Below are 14,458 nucleotides of genomic sequence, written 5' to 3'. Positions count from 1 at the left end.
GCCGACCAGACTTCCCGGCACACCGTCCTGCGCACCCAATCTAGCCCGATGGGCCTGCTCCGGTCGGGTCAAGCGCTCGCTCGGCGCCCAGGCCGCGTGCAGGCGGCGGGCGTATGCTCGCACTACCTGCGACGGCCGGATCGCAGCAGTTCCGCTCGGTCGTCGTCGACCGGATCACGCTGTGATTCCACGGGAGGTGCCGTCCGGCAGACGTCTCGCCATCGGCCCGGTGCCTCGGCGCAGGCCGTAACGGACGGATGCGGTCGATGACCCGGTTCGGATACCTGAGCACCTACCCGCCGACGCGGTGCGGGCTCGCCACCTTCACCGAGGCCCTCGCTTCGACCATCGCGGCCGTCGAGGACGACGAGTCGATCATCGTGCGCGTCGATGACCTCGTCCCCGCGGGCCCGTCCCTTCCGGGGCCCGGGCTGCGGATCGGGAGCGTGCTGCGCCCCGACGACGACGCCAGCCGGGCGCGCGCGGCCGACATGCTCGACGCCTCCGATGTCGTCATCGTGCAGCACGAGTACGGCATCTACGGCGGACCCGATGGCGACGAGATCCTCGACGTGCTCGCCCGCCTGCGCCGGCCCAGCATCGTGGTGATGCACACCGTGCTCGCGACGCCGACCCCTCATCAGCGGGAGGTCACCGCGGGCATCGCGGCGCTCGCCGGCGCGGTCGTGGCCATGACGGCGACGGCGTTCGCGCTGCTCGCCGACGAGTACGCGGTCCCGCCGGCGAAGCTGCACCTCATCCCGCACGGCGTCGGGCCGTGGGCGTCGGCGACGGCGGTGCGCGAGTCTCCGCGCCCGGTGATCCTGACGTGGGGTCTGATCGGCCCGGGAAAGGGCATCGAGTGGGGCATCCGCGCGCTCGCCGAGCTCGGCGACCTGACGCCGGCGCCGCTGTACCGCGTGCTCGGGCAGACCCATCCCAAGGTCGTGCTGGAGGAGGGCCAGCGGTACCGGCGCTCCCTGCTGGCGCTCGTCGACGAGCTCGCTCTGGCCGACGACGTCGAGATCGACGGACGGTATCGCGAGACGGCGGAGCTCGCCGCCGAGGTCGCGGCCGCCGACATCGTGCTGCTGCCCTATGACTCTCGCGAGCAGGCGACGTCCGGGGTCCTGGCGGAGGCCGCCGCGGCCGGCAAGCTCGTCATCGCGACCCGGTTCCCGCACGCGATCGAGGTGCTCGCGGGGGGCGGCGGCATGCTCGTCGACCATCAGCGCCCGGACCAGATCGCCGCGGCGATCCGCACCGTGCTGCGCGATCCGCGCCATGCGCTGGCCGCCGCGGCCCGCGCCCTGGAATCCGCCCGGGCGAACAGCTGGGAGACCGTCGCAGAACGCTACCGCGAACTCGCCGCGGAGCTCGCCGTCGTCGACCGCGTTCCCCGATGACCGTCGTCGAGACGGCCATCGCGCCGCTGCCCTACAGTCATGTGGCCGCCATGACCGGCAGCCACGGCATCTACGAGCACGCCGACCATCGTGCGCCGCGTATCGGGCACGGCTACTGCACCGACGACGTCGCCCGCGCGCTGACGGCGGTCGTGCGCGAGCCCGAGCGCACGGCGGAGCTCGTCGGCCTCGCCGGCGTGTACCTCGCGTTCCTCGAGCGGGCCGTCACGGCGAACGGCGCCGTCCACAACCGGATGTCGCCGGCCGGCGACTGGACCGATCAGCCCTCGACCGACGACTGGTGGGGGCGCGCCGTCGCCGGCCTCGGCGCGATGGTGAGGTACGCGCCCAGCGCGGGCGACCGGGCTCGCGCGCTGCGCGCCTTCCTCCGCGCTGCGGGGCGCTCGTCGACGGACGTCCGCGCCTCGGCGTTCGCCGCCGTCGGCGCCGCCGACGTGCTCGCGGCCCTGCCGCACCTGGCCGCGGCCAGGCTCCTGCTCGTCGACTGCCTCGCCCGCATTCCCCGCCACCCGCTCGCCGACTGGGGATGGCCCGAGCCGAGGCTGCGCTACGCGAACGCGGCGCTGTGCCGCGCGCTCATCGTCGGCGGCGATGCGCTCGGCGAGGACGGGACCGTCGCGGACGGGATCGCCCTCCTCACCGCCCTGCTCGCCATCGAGACGAGCCCGTCCGGGCATCTGTCTCTGGCGGGCACGGACGGACGCGGCGCCGGCGAGCCCGGGCCGCTCTGGGACCAGCAGCCGATCGAGGCGGCGGCGCTCGCCGATGCCTGCGTCGCAGCGCTCGCCGTCACGGGCGAGGCCCACTGGGCGCGCGAGACGCTGAGGGCCTGGGCCTGGTTCACCGGCGACAACGATGCCGGCACGGTGATGGTCGATCTCGCCACCGGGGCCGGATACGACGGTCTCGAGCCCGGCGGGCGCAACGAGAACTGCGGCGCGGAGTCCACGCTGGCCGCGATCAGCGCGAACCAGGACGCCCGCCTGGCGGCCCGACGGCTCGCATGAGCATCCTCGCCACGGACGCCGGAGTCGAGCTCGCCCCGGACCCTGGACGGGCCATCGCCCGCCTCTTCCTGCCGGGCGAGAGCACCCCTGGCGGCGAACCGCGCACCGAGGGCGTGCTCGCGCGCGTGCTGGCGACGTCGCCGGATGCGATCGCGGCCGAGGCGTGGTCCATCCTCGACCGCTTCGGCGCCCGCCACGACGGCCTCGTCGCGACGCTGCGCGCGAACGCCGCCGCGGTGCGCGCGCCCGGCGCGCCGGACCTCGACGACGACATGGCGATCGTCGTGGGCGCGGCCTTCACCGCCGAGTACTCGGTGGAGGGCACGGCGCTGTGCAATCCGAGCGCCGTCGCCCACCCGGATCAGAGCGGGCTCGCCCCCGGCCAGCTCCGGGTGATGCTGTCGCTGCGCTCGATCGGCGAGCCGCACCTCTCCTCGGTCCAGTTCTGCGAGGCGGTGATCGGCCCGGGTCGCCGCTGGGAGTTCCTTCCCCGCCAGGCCCCGCTCAGCCGCGCCGTCGTCAGCGCCGACGCCGACTCGTCCTACCGGGCGGTCTTCGACCCGACCAGTGGCCTCAGCACGCGGGTGCTGTTCCCCGTCACCGACGAGGAGAGCCACGGAATCGAGGACGTCCGCCTCGTCGCCTTCGAGCACGACGGCGGGCGCGAGTACCGGGGCACCTTCACGGCCTACGACGGCGGCTCGATCGCCTCGAAGCTCCTGACGACGACCGACTTCCGCGAGTTCGCCGTCCGCAGCCTGACCGGTCCTCCGGCGTGGACGAAGGGCATGGCGCTGTTCCCGCGCCTCGTCGGCGGGATGCATCTCGCGCTCGGCCGCACGGACGGGGAATCCCTCGGCCTCGCCCGCTCGCCGGACGGGCTCGACTGGAGCACCGAGGAGCCGCTGCACGGCCCCGACGCACTCTGGGAGGTCGTTCAGAGCGGCAACTGCGGGCCGCCGATCGAGACGGCGGCCGGATGGCTCGTCCTCACGCACGGCGTCGCGCCGATGCGCGTCTACAGCATCGGCGCGATCCTGCTGGAGTTGGCCGACCCGTCCCACGTCATCGGCGTGCTTCCCGGCCCGCTCGTCGAGCCGTCCGGCCTGGACGGCGGCGGCTACGTTCCGAACGTCGTCTACAGTTGCGGCGGAATCGTCCACGACGGCGTGCTGTGGATTCCCCACGGTGTCGACGACGCGCGCATCCGGGTCGTCTCGGTCGAGCTCGACGCACTCCTGGCCGCGATGCGTCCGCCGTCGCCGTCGACGTGGATCCGTCCCGACCTCAGTCGACGAGATCGACGACCAGGCGATCAGTGACGGAGCGCGAGACGCACGGGTACATGACCCGCGCGGCATCCTTCTCGGCGTCGCCGAGCACCGAGTCGAGGTGGAGCGGCGTTCCGTCGAGCACCCGCAGCTCGCAGGCGCCGCATACGCCTTCGCGGCAGGAGCCCGCGATGGGCGCCCCGGCGGCCTCCAGCACGTCGAGGATGCTGCGGTTGGCCGGAACGCGGAACGAGCCGACGCCCGCGAGCTCGACCTGCACCGGGCTCGGGCGCAGGCCGGCCCGCCGGTCGACGGGCACGAACCGCTCGAGATGGAGTCGTCCAGCCGGCACGACCGCGGCGAGCGCGTCGAGAAGACCGGCCGGGCCGCAGGCGTAGACCTGGGCGGTGCTGTGCGCCGCGAGGTCCGCCACAGGGAGCCGCTCGGTGTGCTCGTCCCGCGCGTAGATCGTGACTCTGCCCGGGTAGCGCGCCGCGAGCGACTCTGCGAAGGCCATCCTCGAGCGGGTCCGGCCGATGTAGAGCAGCTCCCAGTTCCGCGACGCGGGAAGTGAGGCGATCATCGCCATGATCGGCGTGATGCCGATGCCGCCGGCGACGAACAGGTAGTCCGGGGCTGCGTCAAGGGGGAAGTTGTTGCGCGGCGGATCGATTTCCAGCATCTGGCCGGCGACGAGCCAGTCGTGGATGAACCGGCTTCCGCCTGCGGAGTCGGGCGAGCGGGCGACGGCGATGTCGTAGGAGTGTCGCTCCGCCGGGTCGCCGCAGAGCGAGTAGCGCCGTTCCAGGCCGTTCGGGAGGTGGACGGTGATGTGCGCTCCGGGCGTCCACGGCGGCAGCGGATCGTCGGTCAGTGGCACGAGGCGGACGCCGCGCACATCCTCCGCCCGCTGGCGCAGCGCGGCCACCCGGACGGGTATTCGCTCGCGTACCGCGCTCTGGCGCGTCTTCGCCGCGCTCCGGCGCCGCTGGGCTGCGGCCGAGCCCACGAACTGCCTCACGATGACCGCCATCGCCGTCGCCACGATGACGGCGGTGGACAGCGAGATGTACCACCCGGTGCCGGTATCGGTTCCGGCCGTTGCGGCGTGGAAGGCGACGAGCACGACGATGGCGTAGCTCGCGAAGTGGAGGCCCTTCCATAGGCGGCGGGGGAGGAGGCGCATGGCGAGCGAGGAGAGCCCGACGGCGGCCATGAGGTAGAGCGCCACGATGCCCAGGGAGAGCGGCAGCGGCGCATAGTGCGATGAGAGCGGCACCAGTGCGGCGGCGATCCCGAAGCCCTGGGAGCGCAGGTACGGGTCCAGCAGCAGCGAGCCCACATGGATGAAGGTCATGAGGAGGGCGATCCCGCTGAGGTGGGCGTGCAGGGTCCGCAGCCACGCGGGGTTGTCGGCGACCCGAAGGACGCGGGTGGACAGCAGGATGCCCCACAGGGTCGTCAGCGTCAGCAGCGTCCAGGCCACGATGGCGGCGGATCGGGATACGTACCACCAGAGATGCGGATCGGTCACCGGTAGGTGCTCCAGTTCGGTGAGGCGTGCATCGCGCCCTCCGCCGTGATGGCGAGCCCGGCGGCGCCCTGCGTCGGCAGCCAGGCGAGATAGTCGGCGAGCGGGCGCAGGAATCCGGACTTGGTGAGTGATTCGGCCCGCGCCCCGCTGGCGGCGATGACGGTGACGGTCTGGATGTCGGTGGGGATGCTCGCCGCAGTGCGCGGGTCGATGAGGTGGTGCGCGGAGCCGCCTCCTAGGGTGTTCCAGCGGAGTCGGCGCGTGCTGGAGGTCGCGACCCCGCCGGTGACGAGGCGGACGATATCGCAGTGCTCCGTCGGGTGGAACGGGTCCTCCACGCCGATGCGCCATGCGATGCCGTCGGGTGCCCTGCCGGCGGCCGCCACATCGCCGCCGAACTGGGCGAGGGCCCCTTCCGCTCCGCGGTCGAGGGCGTATCGGACGGCGAGGTCGGCGGCGAGTCCCTTCCCGATCCCGCCCGGGTCGAGGGTCGTGCCCCGGGGCAGCGCGACCGTGTCGTCGCCGATGCGCACCCCTGTCAGGTCGCCCGGTGCGCGGGCGGAAGCGGGCAGGAGGGTGCTCAGCGTCGGGTCGAGGCGCGACGAGCGGTAGCCCTCGACGAGCGTCGGGAGCAGTGTCGGATCGTAGTCGCCGCCGGTGCGCTGGTGGGCCTCGAGCATCTCGCGGATCAGCAGGGACGTGAGCGGGTCCACACGACGCGGCTCGCCCTCGGCGAGATTGAGAGCGGTGATGTCGCTGTCGGCGCGGAACCGGCTCCAGAGCGCATCGAGCCGTCGGGCGAGCGCGAGTGCGCCGTTCGCGACATCGTCGTCGGCATCCACCACGGTCATGACGAACCGGTTGCCCATCGCCATCGTCTCCGCGCTCACCGCCGTGCCGCGGGCGCCGGTCGGTGCAGCGACGCCGCTCGTCGCCATCTCAGCCTCCTGATCCGGAGGTGGTCGCCTGGACGGGTGCCGGAGGGGCTGGGACTGGTGCTGGAGGGGCCGGGACAGGCGCCGGGTGCGACGACGGGGCAGGGGCGGGTGCCGTGGTCTTCGCCGGCTGCGGGGCGGGTTTCTTCGTCGTCGGAGACGCGCTCGCCGCGGGTCGTGGTGCCGGTTTCGGAGCCGACGCCGCGGATGGCGCCGCCGCGGGTGCGGGGTTCGCGGCGGCGGAGGGCGCTCGGCTCGCCGAGACCGGAGGCGTCGGGAGGGTCGAGGCCGTCGGCGATGGATTGGCCGGGGTCGGCGCTGCAGCGGAGGCCGGTGCGGTCGAGGCCGGTGCGGTCGAGGCCGGGCTTTGCGGCGCAGCCGGTGCTGCTAGGCCTGCCGAGGCCGCGGCCGTCCCCTGGGGCAGGAGGAGGAATCCGCCCAGAATGCCGCCGAAGGCCGCGAGCGACGCGGTGTTCACGATCGCGCGCGCGACCCGCCCCGGGTCCCGCCGATCAGTCATCGGCCTGGCCGCCGGTGCTGCCCGAATCACCGGCGGGCTCGGAGGCTCCGTCACTTGACGTCTCGTTCTCAGTCTCGTCGCCGCCGCTCACCGCGGACTGGCCGGATCCGCTCGTCGTCGCGTGAACCGGTGCCGGCGAGACCGGCGATGCCGTGGGGGATGCCGTCGGTGAGGCTGAGTGTGTTGACCTCTCGGATGGCTCTGTGACCGCCGGCGCGGGGGACACCTCCGGTGACGCTGAGTGTGCGGGCCTCTCGGATGGCTCCGTGACCGCCGGCGCGACGGAAGCCGGCGAGGCGTCGGACGGGGTCGGATGCGGCGTGGCCGACGGGGAGGGCGCGGCGACTGAGCCGTCGAACGGCGAGCGCACGTCCAGGACCGCCACGTTGGAGGAGGTATCGCCGGTGCCGCCGAGGACGCCGAGCGTGTTCGCGTTGGCGGCCGTGGCGATAGCGGCCGCACCGACGACGCCGAGCACGGACAGTGTGGTGATCGCTGCCTTCTTCATGTCCTCCACGCTAGGCAGGCGATGGTGAAGACCGTTCCCCCGAAGATCCAAGATTCGGCAAATTTCTGCGCCGGTTCCACGCCCGCCGCCCGGCGCATCGACGACTCCCGCGAGAATGGCGGTGTGCGAGTGCTCCTGATCGAGGACGATGACTCGATCGCGGCCGGCATCCTCGACGCCTTGACCCGCGCCGGGTTCGACGGCGTCCGCGTGGACACGGCCGCGGATGGGCTCGCGGCCGTCGCCGCGGGTGCGGCGGACATGGTGCTCCTCGACCTCGGCCTGCCCGACCTCGACGGAGTGGAGGTCTGCCGCCGCATCCGTGCCGTCTCGTCGGTACCGGTGATCGTGGTGAGTGCCCGGAGCGAGGAGTTCCACCGGGTGCTCGCGCTCGAGGTCGGTGCGGACGACTACCTCGTCAAGCCCTTCGGGTTCCGGGAGCTCACCGCCCGCATCCGTGCCCTCGCGCGGCGCATGGCGCAGCCGGACACCGCCGGCTCCGCCGTGCGCACCTTCGGTCCGCTCGTGCTCGACGTGCGCGCGCACCGGGTGACCATGGCGGGGGAGCCCGTGCACTTGACCGTGAAGGAGTTCGAGCTGCTCGACTACCTCACGGCCGAGCCGGGCGCCGCGCTGCGCCGCGGCGACATCCTGCGCGACGTGTGGGGCATGAACTGGTATGGCACGACCAAGACCCTGGATGCGCATGTCGCGGCCATCCGCAAAAAACTCGGCGATCCGGCGTGGATCGAGGCGGTCCGCGGCGTCGGGTTCCGGTTCGATCTGCCGGAGGCGGTGCACTCCGGCGAGGAGCCGACATGAGGCGCCGCCTGATGCTCGCCATGATGGGTTTCACCGTTGTGGTGCTCCTCGTCCAGAACATTCCCTTCGCGTTCTACCTCACCGGCGTGGAGCGCGAGCGGGTGGTGACCACCCTCGAAAGGGATGCCTTCGTGCTCGCGGGCCGGCTCGAGGACGCGCTGAGCAAAGGCACTGCTGCCGGCGACAAGACCGCCGTCGCGACCGTCGCGGCATACAGCGCGGCGAGCGGTGCGCGGGTCGTGGTCGTCGACGAGGAGGGTGTCGCGGTCTCGACGAGCGATGCCGACCAGTCGCGCGTGGGCGCCTCGTACCTGTCCCGACCTGAAATCGCCGCCGCGCTGCAGGGCAGGATCGTCAGCGGAGAGCGCCATTCCAACACCCTCGGCATCACCATGCTGTACGTCGCCGTCCCGGTGCTGAGCGGCAGCACGACCGAGGGCGCCGTGCGGTTGAGCTATCCCTCCCAGGAGTTCGCGGATGCCGCGGCGCGGCAGGTGTGGGGTCTGATCGCGGTCGCGGGGGTGACCGTGCTGCTGGCGGGTGTCGTCGCAGCGGTCTTCGCGAGCGGCATCAGTCGGCGGCTGCGGCTTCTACAGGCCGCGACGGAGCAGCTCGCCGCCGGCGAGCTCGCCACCCGCGCCGAGGAGCGGGCAGGCGTGCCCGAGGTGCGTTCACTGGCCCGCACGTTCAACTCGATGGCGGAACGGCTCGCTGCGCTCATCGACCTGCAGCGCGCCTTCGCCTCGGACGTATCCCATCAGCTGCGCACGCCGCTGACGGCGCTGCGGCTGAGGCTGGACGCGGCCCGCGACCTCGTCGACACGGATCCGGTCGGCGCGACCGAGCGGCTCGCCGCCGCCGACGCCGAGCTGGACCGCCTGGGGACGGTCATCGACGGCCTGCTGGCGCTGAGCCGCGCCGAGGCTGAGCCGGCCGGGGTGCACGACGTCGCGCGCATCGCACAGGAGCGGGTGGAGCAGTGGCTGCCGCTCGCCCAGGAGGCCGACGTCGCGGTGCGGTACCAGGGGCCGGATTCCGCACCCGCCGTCGCCGTCGAGACGGCGGTCGAGCAGATCATCGACAACTACATCGACAATGCGCTGGGTGTGAGCCCGCCGGGATCGACGGTCACGGTGCTGGTGGAGGCATCCGACCGGGTCGTCGTCCATGTGCTCGACGAGGGTCCGGGGCTCGGCGAGGCGGAGCGCGGGCGCGCGTTCGAGCGCTTCTGGCGCGGTTCGCCGTCGGGTGGTGGGAGCGGGCTGGGCTTGGCGATCGTCGCGCAGCTCGCCGCCGCGAGCGGCGGCACGGCGCGCCTCGAGCCGCGCGAGGGGGGCGGGCTCGACGCATCCGCTGCGTTCCTCGCCGCGCCGGAGCGGTCCGGGTCGGGCTGATCTCCGGGGCGACCGTGCTGCCCGCCGCTGTCGCGTCTGATGACGGGAAGAGAACGAGCGTGCCCCCGACATGGCCGGCGGCTCTCAATGCACTCCGAGCGAGTCCCAGTCAGTGGATGGTGTTTCTTGACTCGTTCAGGAAAGGCTGCCACACTGGCGCCGTGACGATGGACATCGACCCGGCTGCCGACGCCGCGGAGCGCCTCAGGCGCGTGGGGCTGCGCGTCACCCGGCCTCGCGTCGCCGTGCTCAACGCCGTGCAGACGCACCCCCACGCCGACACCGACACGCTCATCGCCGCCGCCCGGGCCGAGGTGCCGGAGGTGTCGCATCAGGCCGTGTACGACTCGCTCAACGCCCTCACCGAGGCGCGGCTGCTGCGGCGCATCCAGCCGCGCGGCTCCGTCGCCCGCTACGAGTCGCGCATCGACGACAACCACCACCACGTCGTGTGCCGCTCCTGCGGGGCCATCGCCGACGTCGACTGCGCGGTCGGCGAGGCGCCCTGCCTCACGGCATCCGACGACCACGGATTCGTCATCGAGACGGTCGAGGTCATCTACTGGGGCGTCTGCCCCGACTGCGCGCGAGCCTCCTGAACCCCCGAACGACGAAGCGAAATGGAAGGAAATCATGTCTGACGACGAGGCGACCTGCCCGGTTCCCCACGGGATGCCGAGCCCGACCCAGGGCTCGGCCAACCAGCGCTGGTGGCCGAACCGGCTCAACCTGAAGATCCTCGCCAAGAACCCGGCCGTCGCGAATCCGATCGGCGAGGGATTCGACTACGCGAAGGCCTTCGCGGCCCTCGACCTCGCCGCGGTCAAAGCGGACATCGCCGAGGTGCTCACCACCTCGCAGGACTGGTGGCCCGCCGACTTCGACAACTACGGCCCGCTCATCATCCGTATGGCCTGGCACAGCGCCGGCACCTACCGCGTCCACGACGGCCGCGGCGGCGGCGGCACCGGCCAGCAGCGCTTCGCCCCGCTCAACAGCTGGCCCGACAATGTCTCGCTCGACAAGGCACGCCGCCTGCTCTGGCCGGTGAAGAAGAAGTACGGCCGGTCGCTCTCGTGGGGCGACCTCATGATCCTCGCCGGCAACGTCGCGCTCGAGACCATGGGATTCACGACCTTCGGCTTCGCCGGCGGTCGCCCCGACGTGTGGGAACCTGACGACGACGTGTACTGGGGACCGGAGACCACCTGGCTCGGCGACGAGCGGTACGCCGGCGAGCACGAGCTCCAGGGGCCGCTCGCGGCGGTGCAGATGGGCCTCATCTACGTCAACCCTGAGGGCCCGGCGGCAAACGGCGACCCGCTCTCGAGCGCGAAGGACATCCGCGAGACGTTCACGCGCATGGCAATGGACGACGAGGAGACCGTGGCGCTCATCGCGGGCGGCCACACCTTCGGCAAGACGCACGGCGCCGGCCCTGCCGAGAGCGTCGGCCCAGCCCCCGAGGACGCCCCGATGGAGCAGCAGGGCCTCGGCTGGAAGAGCACATTCGGCACCGGCGTCGGTGAGGACGCCATCACCTCGGGCCTCGAGGTGACGTGGACGTACCACCCGACCCGCTGGGACAACGAGTTCTTGCACATCCTCTTCGCCTACGAGTGGGAGCTCTTCCAGAGCCCGGCCGGCGCCAAGCAGTGGCGGCCGAAGGACGGCGCGGGCGCCGACATGGTGCCCGAGGCGTTCGGCGTCGGCAGGCGCGAGCCGCGCATGCTCACCTCCGACCTCGCACTGCGCTACGACCCGATCTACGAGCCGATCGCGCGCCGGTTCAAAGACGACCAGGATGCCTTCGCCGATGCGTTCGCCCGCGCCTGGTTCAAGCTGACCCACCGCGACATGGGCCCGAAGTCGCGCTACGTCGGTGCGGAGGTCCCCGCCGAGGACCTCATCTGGCAGGATCCGCTGCCCGCCTCCGCGGGACCGCTCTCGGCGGGCGCCATCGCAACGCTCAAGGCGGCGGTGGCGGAATCCGGTCTCACGGTCGCGCAGCTCGTCTCGACGGCGTGGGCGTCGGCGGCGAGCTTCCGCGGCAGCGACAAGCGCGGTGGCGCCAACGGGGCGCGCATCCGCCTCGCCCCGCAGAAGGACTGGGCGGTCAACAACCCGGCCCAGCTCGCGGAGGTGCTCGAGAAGCTCGAGGAGATCAAGGCGACGGCCGGCGTGGCCGTCTCGCTCGCCGACCTCATCGTGCTGGCCGGCAACGTCGGGGTCGAGCAGGCCGCGGCGGCGGCGGGGCACCCCGTAGCGGTGCCGTTCAGCTCGGGCCGCGTCGACGCCTCGCAGGCTCAGACCGACGTCGAGTCCTTCGGCTACCTCGAACCGGTCGCCGACGGATTCCGCAACTACTACGGTCCTGGTGCGGTGCTGCCCGCCGAGCACCTTCTCATCGACCGCGCCAACCTGCTCACGCTGAGCGCGCCGGAGATGACGGTCCTCGTCGGCGGCCTGCGCGTGCTCGGTGCGAACTACGACGGCTCCGGCTACGGGGTCCTCACCGGCCGGCCGGGCGTGCTCACGAACGACTTCTTCGTGAACCTGCTCGACCTCGCGACGACGTGGACCCCGCTCGACCCCGGCTCGCACGCCTTCGCCGGCATCGGCCCGAAGGGCGAGCAGTGGGCGGGCACCCGCGCCGACCTCGTGTTCGGCTCGAACGCCGAGCTGCGCGCAGTGGCCGAGGTGTACGCCTCCGACGACGCGGCCGAGAAGTTCGTGGGCGACTTCGTCGCCGCGTGGGCGAAGGTCGCCGATCTCGACCGTTTCGATCTCAGGAAATAGCCGGAACGTGGGAGACTGACGCCATGAACTTCGGAGCAATCGCCTGGGGCGGCATCATCCTGCTGGGCGTCGTCGACGGTGGCCTCGTCGTCGCTGCGCTCATCGCCATGTCGAAGAACTACCGCCAGGATCACTGAGACCCCGTCGGCGACGCATCGTGCGTAAGGGGCGCGGTCGGAGCAATCCGGCCGCGCCCATAGGCTTTATGCCGTGTCCAAGGTTCTCAGCACGCTTCCCGTCGGCGAACGAGTAGGCATCGCGTTCTCGGGCGGTCTCGACACCTCGACCGCGGTCGCCTGGATGCGCGAGCACGGCGCAATCCCGTGCACGTACACCGCCGACATCGGCCAGTACGACGAGCCCGACATCGACGCGGTGCCCGGCCGTGCCGGCCAGTACGGCGCCGAGTTCGCGCGCCTCGTCGACGCCAAGCTGCCTCTTGTCGAGGAGGGCTTCGCCGCCCTGCAGTGCGGTGCGTTCCACATCCGCTCCGGCGGCAAGACGTACTTCAACACCACGCCCCTCGGCCGTGCGGTGACGGGCACCCTGCTGGTGCGCGCCATGAGGGAGGACGGCGTCGACATCTGGGGCGACGGCTCGACCTACAAGGGCAACGACATCGAGCGGTTCTACCGCTACGGCCTCATGGCCAACCCGCGGCTGCGCATCTACAAGCCCTGGCTCGACAGCGACTTCGTCGGCGAGCTCGGCGGCCGCCACGAGATGAGCGAATGGCTCATCGCGCGCGGCTTCCCCTACCGCGACCCGGCCGAGAAGGCGTACTCGACCGACGCCAACATCTGGGGCGCCACGCACGAGGCCAAGTCCCTCGAGCAGCTCGACACCGGTCTCGAGATCGTCGACCCCATCATGGGCGTCGCCTCGTGGCGGGAGGACGTCGAGATCGCTTCCGAGGTCGTCTCGGTGCGCTTCGAAGCGGGTCGTCCGGTCGCCGTCAACGGCGTCGAGTTCGACGACCCGGTGGCGCTCGTCTACGAGGCGAACGCCGTCGGTGGCCGGCACGGCCTCGGGGCATCCGATCAGATCGAGAACCGCATCATCGAGGCGAAGTCGCGCGGCATCTACGAGGCGCCGGGCATGGCGCTGCTGCACGTGGCGTACGAGCGGCTCATCAACGCCATCCACAACGAGGACACCGTCGCCGCCTACCACAACGAGGGCCGCCGCCTCGGGCGCCTGCTCTACGAGGGGCGCTGGTTCGACCCGCAGTCGCTCATGCTGCGCGAGTCCATCCAGCGCTGGGTCGCTTCGGCCGTCACCGGCGAGGTGACGCTGCGGCTGCGCCGCGGCGACGACTACACCATCCTCGACACGACGGGGCCGGCGCTGTCGTACCACCCCGAGAAGCTCTCCATGGAGCGGGTCGGGGATGCCGCCTTCGGCCCCGATGACCGCATCGGCCAGCTCACCATGCGCAACCTCGACATCGCGGACTCGCGCGCGCGCCTCGAGCAGTACGTTGCCGCCGGCATCGTCGGCGGGGCCACCGCCGATCTCGTCGGGGCGCTGGAGCCGGGCTCCGCCGAGGAGATCATCGCTCCCGCGCTCGACGCCGCGGAATCCGGCGTGCTCGATACGCCCGAGGCCGACGCTCTCGCCGAGGGCGCCGCCTTCGATTCCGGCACCGACTGAATCTGTTGTCGCGCCCTTCCTTGTCGGGCGCGAGTCGTCACCCGGCGCGGCGGACAGGCCACCGCGCCGCTGCGGCTGGGTGGGAGCGTCCGTGGTGTCGTCGTCTAGTGCCTGTTCGCCCGCTTCTTCGGCGGCAGGAACGACCTGCCGGTGACCGTTCTCGGGGTGATCTGCACGTAGTTGAGCTTCTCGCCCGGCGCCCAGGTGGGAAGCTCGAGCACGCCCGAGGCGACGATGTCGCTGTCGGCGGCGAGCCGTACGGCTTCCCCGTGCACGATGACGCTCCAGAAACTGCCGGGATCGCCGAGGGTGGCGTGCTCGTGGCCGTCGATCTCGAAGGCGACCGCGTGGTTGGCGCTCAGTGCCATGAGCTTGGTTCCGGGCGCGCTGGCGAGCATGATGGTGCGCTCGTGGGCGAGGTAGTTGACGGGGAAGATCTCTACCCCGTCGCCGTAGCTCAGTGCGAGGCGGCCGAGATGCTGCGTGGCGAGCACCTGCCAGCACTCGTCGAGGGTCAATTCGCTGACCTCGCGCTCGTCGACGCTCATGCCACCTCCGTCGTCGGGTGTGCTGGATCGCCGCGCCGCG

13 protein-coding genes are annotated in these 14,458 nt (G+C 72.0%); 10 read left to right on the top strand and 3 right to left on the bottom strand.

The window, feature by feature from the left end:
• The first annotated feature begins 266 nt into the window (after nucleotides 1-266).
• Genes M7D61_RS08305 through M7D61_RS08295 form a run of 3 tightly spaced genes read left to right on the top strand, consistent with a single transcriptional unit; the run spans nucleotide 267 to nucleotide 3,756 of the window.
• Nucleotides 267-1,406 (top strand): glycosyltransferase, encoded by a 1,140-nt coding sequence (locus M7D61_RS08305; protein ID WP_298229432.1) that lies wholly within the window; start codon nucleotides 267-269, stop codon nucleotides 1,404-1,406.
• A complete protein-coding gene (locus M7D61_RS08300; protein WP_298229430.1) occupies nucleotides 1,403-2,434 on the top strand; it encodes a glycosyltransferase in 1,032 nt (343 codons plus the stop codon). Before M7D61_RS08305 ends, M7D61_RS08300 begins: the two co-directional genes overlap by 4 nt.
• On the top strand, nucleotides 2,431-3,756 hold the full coding sequence (locus M7D61_RS08295; RefSeq protein WP_298229428.1) for a glycoside hydrolase family 130 protein: 1,326 nt from the start codon (nucleotides 2,431-2,433) through the stop codon (nucleotides 3,754-3,756). Before M7D61_RS08300 ends, M7D61_RS08295 begins: the two co-directional genes overlap by 4 nt.
• Here the strand turns inward: M7D61_RS08295 and M7D61_RS08290 are convergent.
• Nucleotides 3,722-5,239 (bottom strand): 2Fe-2S iron-sulfur cluster-binding protein, encoded by a 1,518-nt coding sequence (locus M7D61_RS08290; protein ID WP_298229426.1) that lies wholly within the window; start codon nucleotides 5,237-5,239, stop codon nucleotides 3,722-3,724. The two genes, M7D61_RS08295 and M7D61_RS08290, sit on opposite strands and share 35 nt — an antisense overlap.
• Nucleotides 5,236-6,177: an FAD:protein FMN transferase gene (locus tag M7D61_RS08285; RefSeq protein ID WP_298229424.1), complete on the bottom strand. Its 942-nt coding sequence runs from the start codon at nucleotides 6,175-6,177 to the stop codon at nucleotides 5,236-5,238. The genes M7D61_RS08290 and M7D61_RS08285 overlap by 4 nt, the downstream gene beginning before the upstream one ends.
• 113 nt (nucleotides 6,178-6,290) lie before the next feature.
• On the opposite strand from M7D61_RS08285, the gene M7D61_RS08280 reads away from it, so the two are divergent.
• From M7D61_RS08280 to argG, 7 genes are all read left to right on the top strand, one after another.
• On the top strand, nucleotides 6,291-6,752 hold the full coding sequence (locus M7D61_RS08280; protein WP_298229422.1) for a hypothetical protein: 462 nt from the start codon (nucleotides 6,291-6,293) through the stop codon (nucleotides 6,750-6,752).
• Nucleotides 6,753-6,846: 94 nt separating this feature from the next.
• Nucleotides 6,847-7,230, top strand: coding sequence for a hypothetical protein (locus M7D61_RS08275; RefSeq protein WP_298229420.1), 384 nt, complete (start codon nucleotides 6,847-6,849; stop codon nucleotides 7,228-7,230).
• Nucleotides 7,231-7,325: 95 nt separating this feature from the next.
• Entirely contained in the window at nucleotides 7,326-8,024 is a 699-nt protein-coding gene (locus tag M7D61_RS08270; protein WP_298229418.1) for a response regulator transcription factor, read from the top strand.
• Complete coding sequence (locus tag M7D61_RS08265; protein ID WP_298229417.1) at nucleotides 8,021-9,418, top strand: ATP-binding protein; 1,398 nt, start codon at nucleotides 8,021-8,023, stop codon at nucleotides 9,416-9,418. The genes M7D61_RS08270 and M7D61_RS08265 overlap by 4 nt, the downstream gene beginning before the upstream one ends.
• 167 nt (nucleotides 9,419-9,585) lie before the next feature.
• Nucleotides 9,586-10,017 (top strand): Fur family transcriptional regulator, encoded by a 432-nt coding sequence (locus M7D61_RS08260; protein WP_298229480.1) that lies wholly within the window; start codon nucleotides 9,586-9,588, stop codon nucleotides 10,015-10,017.
• A 34-nt stretch (nucleotides 10,018-10,051) separates the two neighbouring features.
• Nucleotides 10,052-12,217 carry a catalase/peroxidase HPI gene (gene katG, locus M7D61_RS08255; protein ID WP_298229415.1) on the top strand — a complete coding sequence of 722 codons (2,166 nt, stop codon included), beginning with the start codon at nucleotides 10,052-10,054 and terminating at the stop codon, nucleotides 12,215-12,217.
• Between the two features lie 210 nt (nucleotides 12,218-12,427).
• Entirely contained in the window at nucleotides 12,428-13,870 is a 1,443-nt protein-coding gene (gene argG, locus M7D61_RS08250; RefSeq protein WP_298229413.1) for an argininosuccinate synthase, read from the top strand.
• Between the two features lie 104 nt (nucleotides 13,871-13,974).
• Here the strand turns inward: argG and M7D61_RS08245 are convergent.
• On the bottom strand, nucleotides 13,975-14,458 hold a 484-nt coding region (locus tag M7D61_RS08245; RefSeq protein ID WP_298229411.1), incomplete at its 5' end, for a pyridoxamine 5'-phosphate oxidase family protein.

The organism is Gryllotalpicola sp. (assembly GCF_027352875.1).
GTDB lineage: Bacteria > Actinomycetota > Actinomycetes > Actinomycetales > Microbacteriaceae > Gryllotalpicola.
This window is presented reverse-complemented; position numbering and strand designations above follow the sequence as displayed.

Excerpts from the sequence above, each read along its gene's own strand:
- M7D61_RS08305 (WP_298229432.1), top strand. The coding sequence starts at position 267 with ATGACCCGGTTCGGATACCTGAGCACCTACCCGCCGACGCGGTGCGGG.
- M7D61_RS08300 (WP_298229430.1), top strand. The coding sequence starts at position 1,403 with ATGACCGTCGTCGAGACGGCCATCGCGCCGCTGCCCTACAGTCATGTG.
- M7D61_RS08295 (WP_298229428.1), top strand. The coding sequence starts at position 2,431 with ATGAGCATCCTCGCCACGGACGCCGGAGTCGAGCTCGCCCCGGACCCT.
- M7D61_RS08285 (WP_298229424.1), bottom strand. The coding sequence starts at position 6,177 with ATGGCGACGAGCGGCGTCGCTGCACCGACCGGCGCCCGCGGCACGGCG.
- M7D61_RS08265 (WP_298229417.1), top strand. The coding sequence starts at position 8,021 with ATGAGGCGCCGCCTGATGCTCGCCATGATGGGTTTCACCGTTGTGGTG.
- M7D61_RS08260 (WP_298229480.1), top strand. The coding sequence starts at position 9,586 with ATGGACATCGACCCGGCTGCCGACGCCGCGGAGCGCCTCAGGCGCGTG.
- katG (WP_298229415.1), top strand. The coding sequence starts at position 10,052 with ATGTCTGACGACGAGGCGACCTGCCCGGTTCCCCACGGGATGCCGAGC.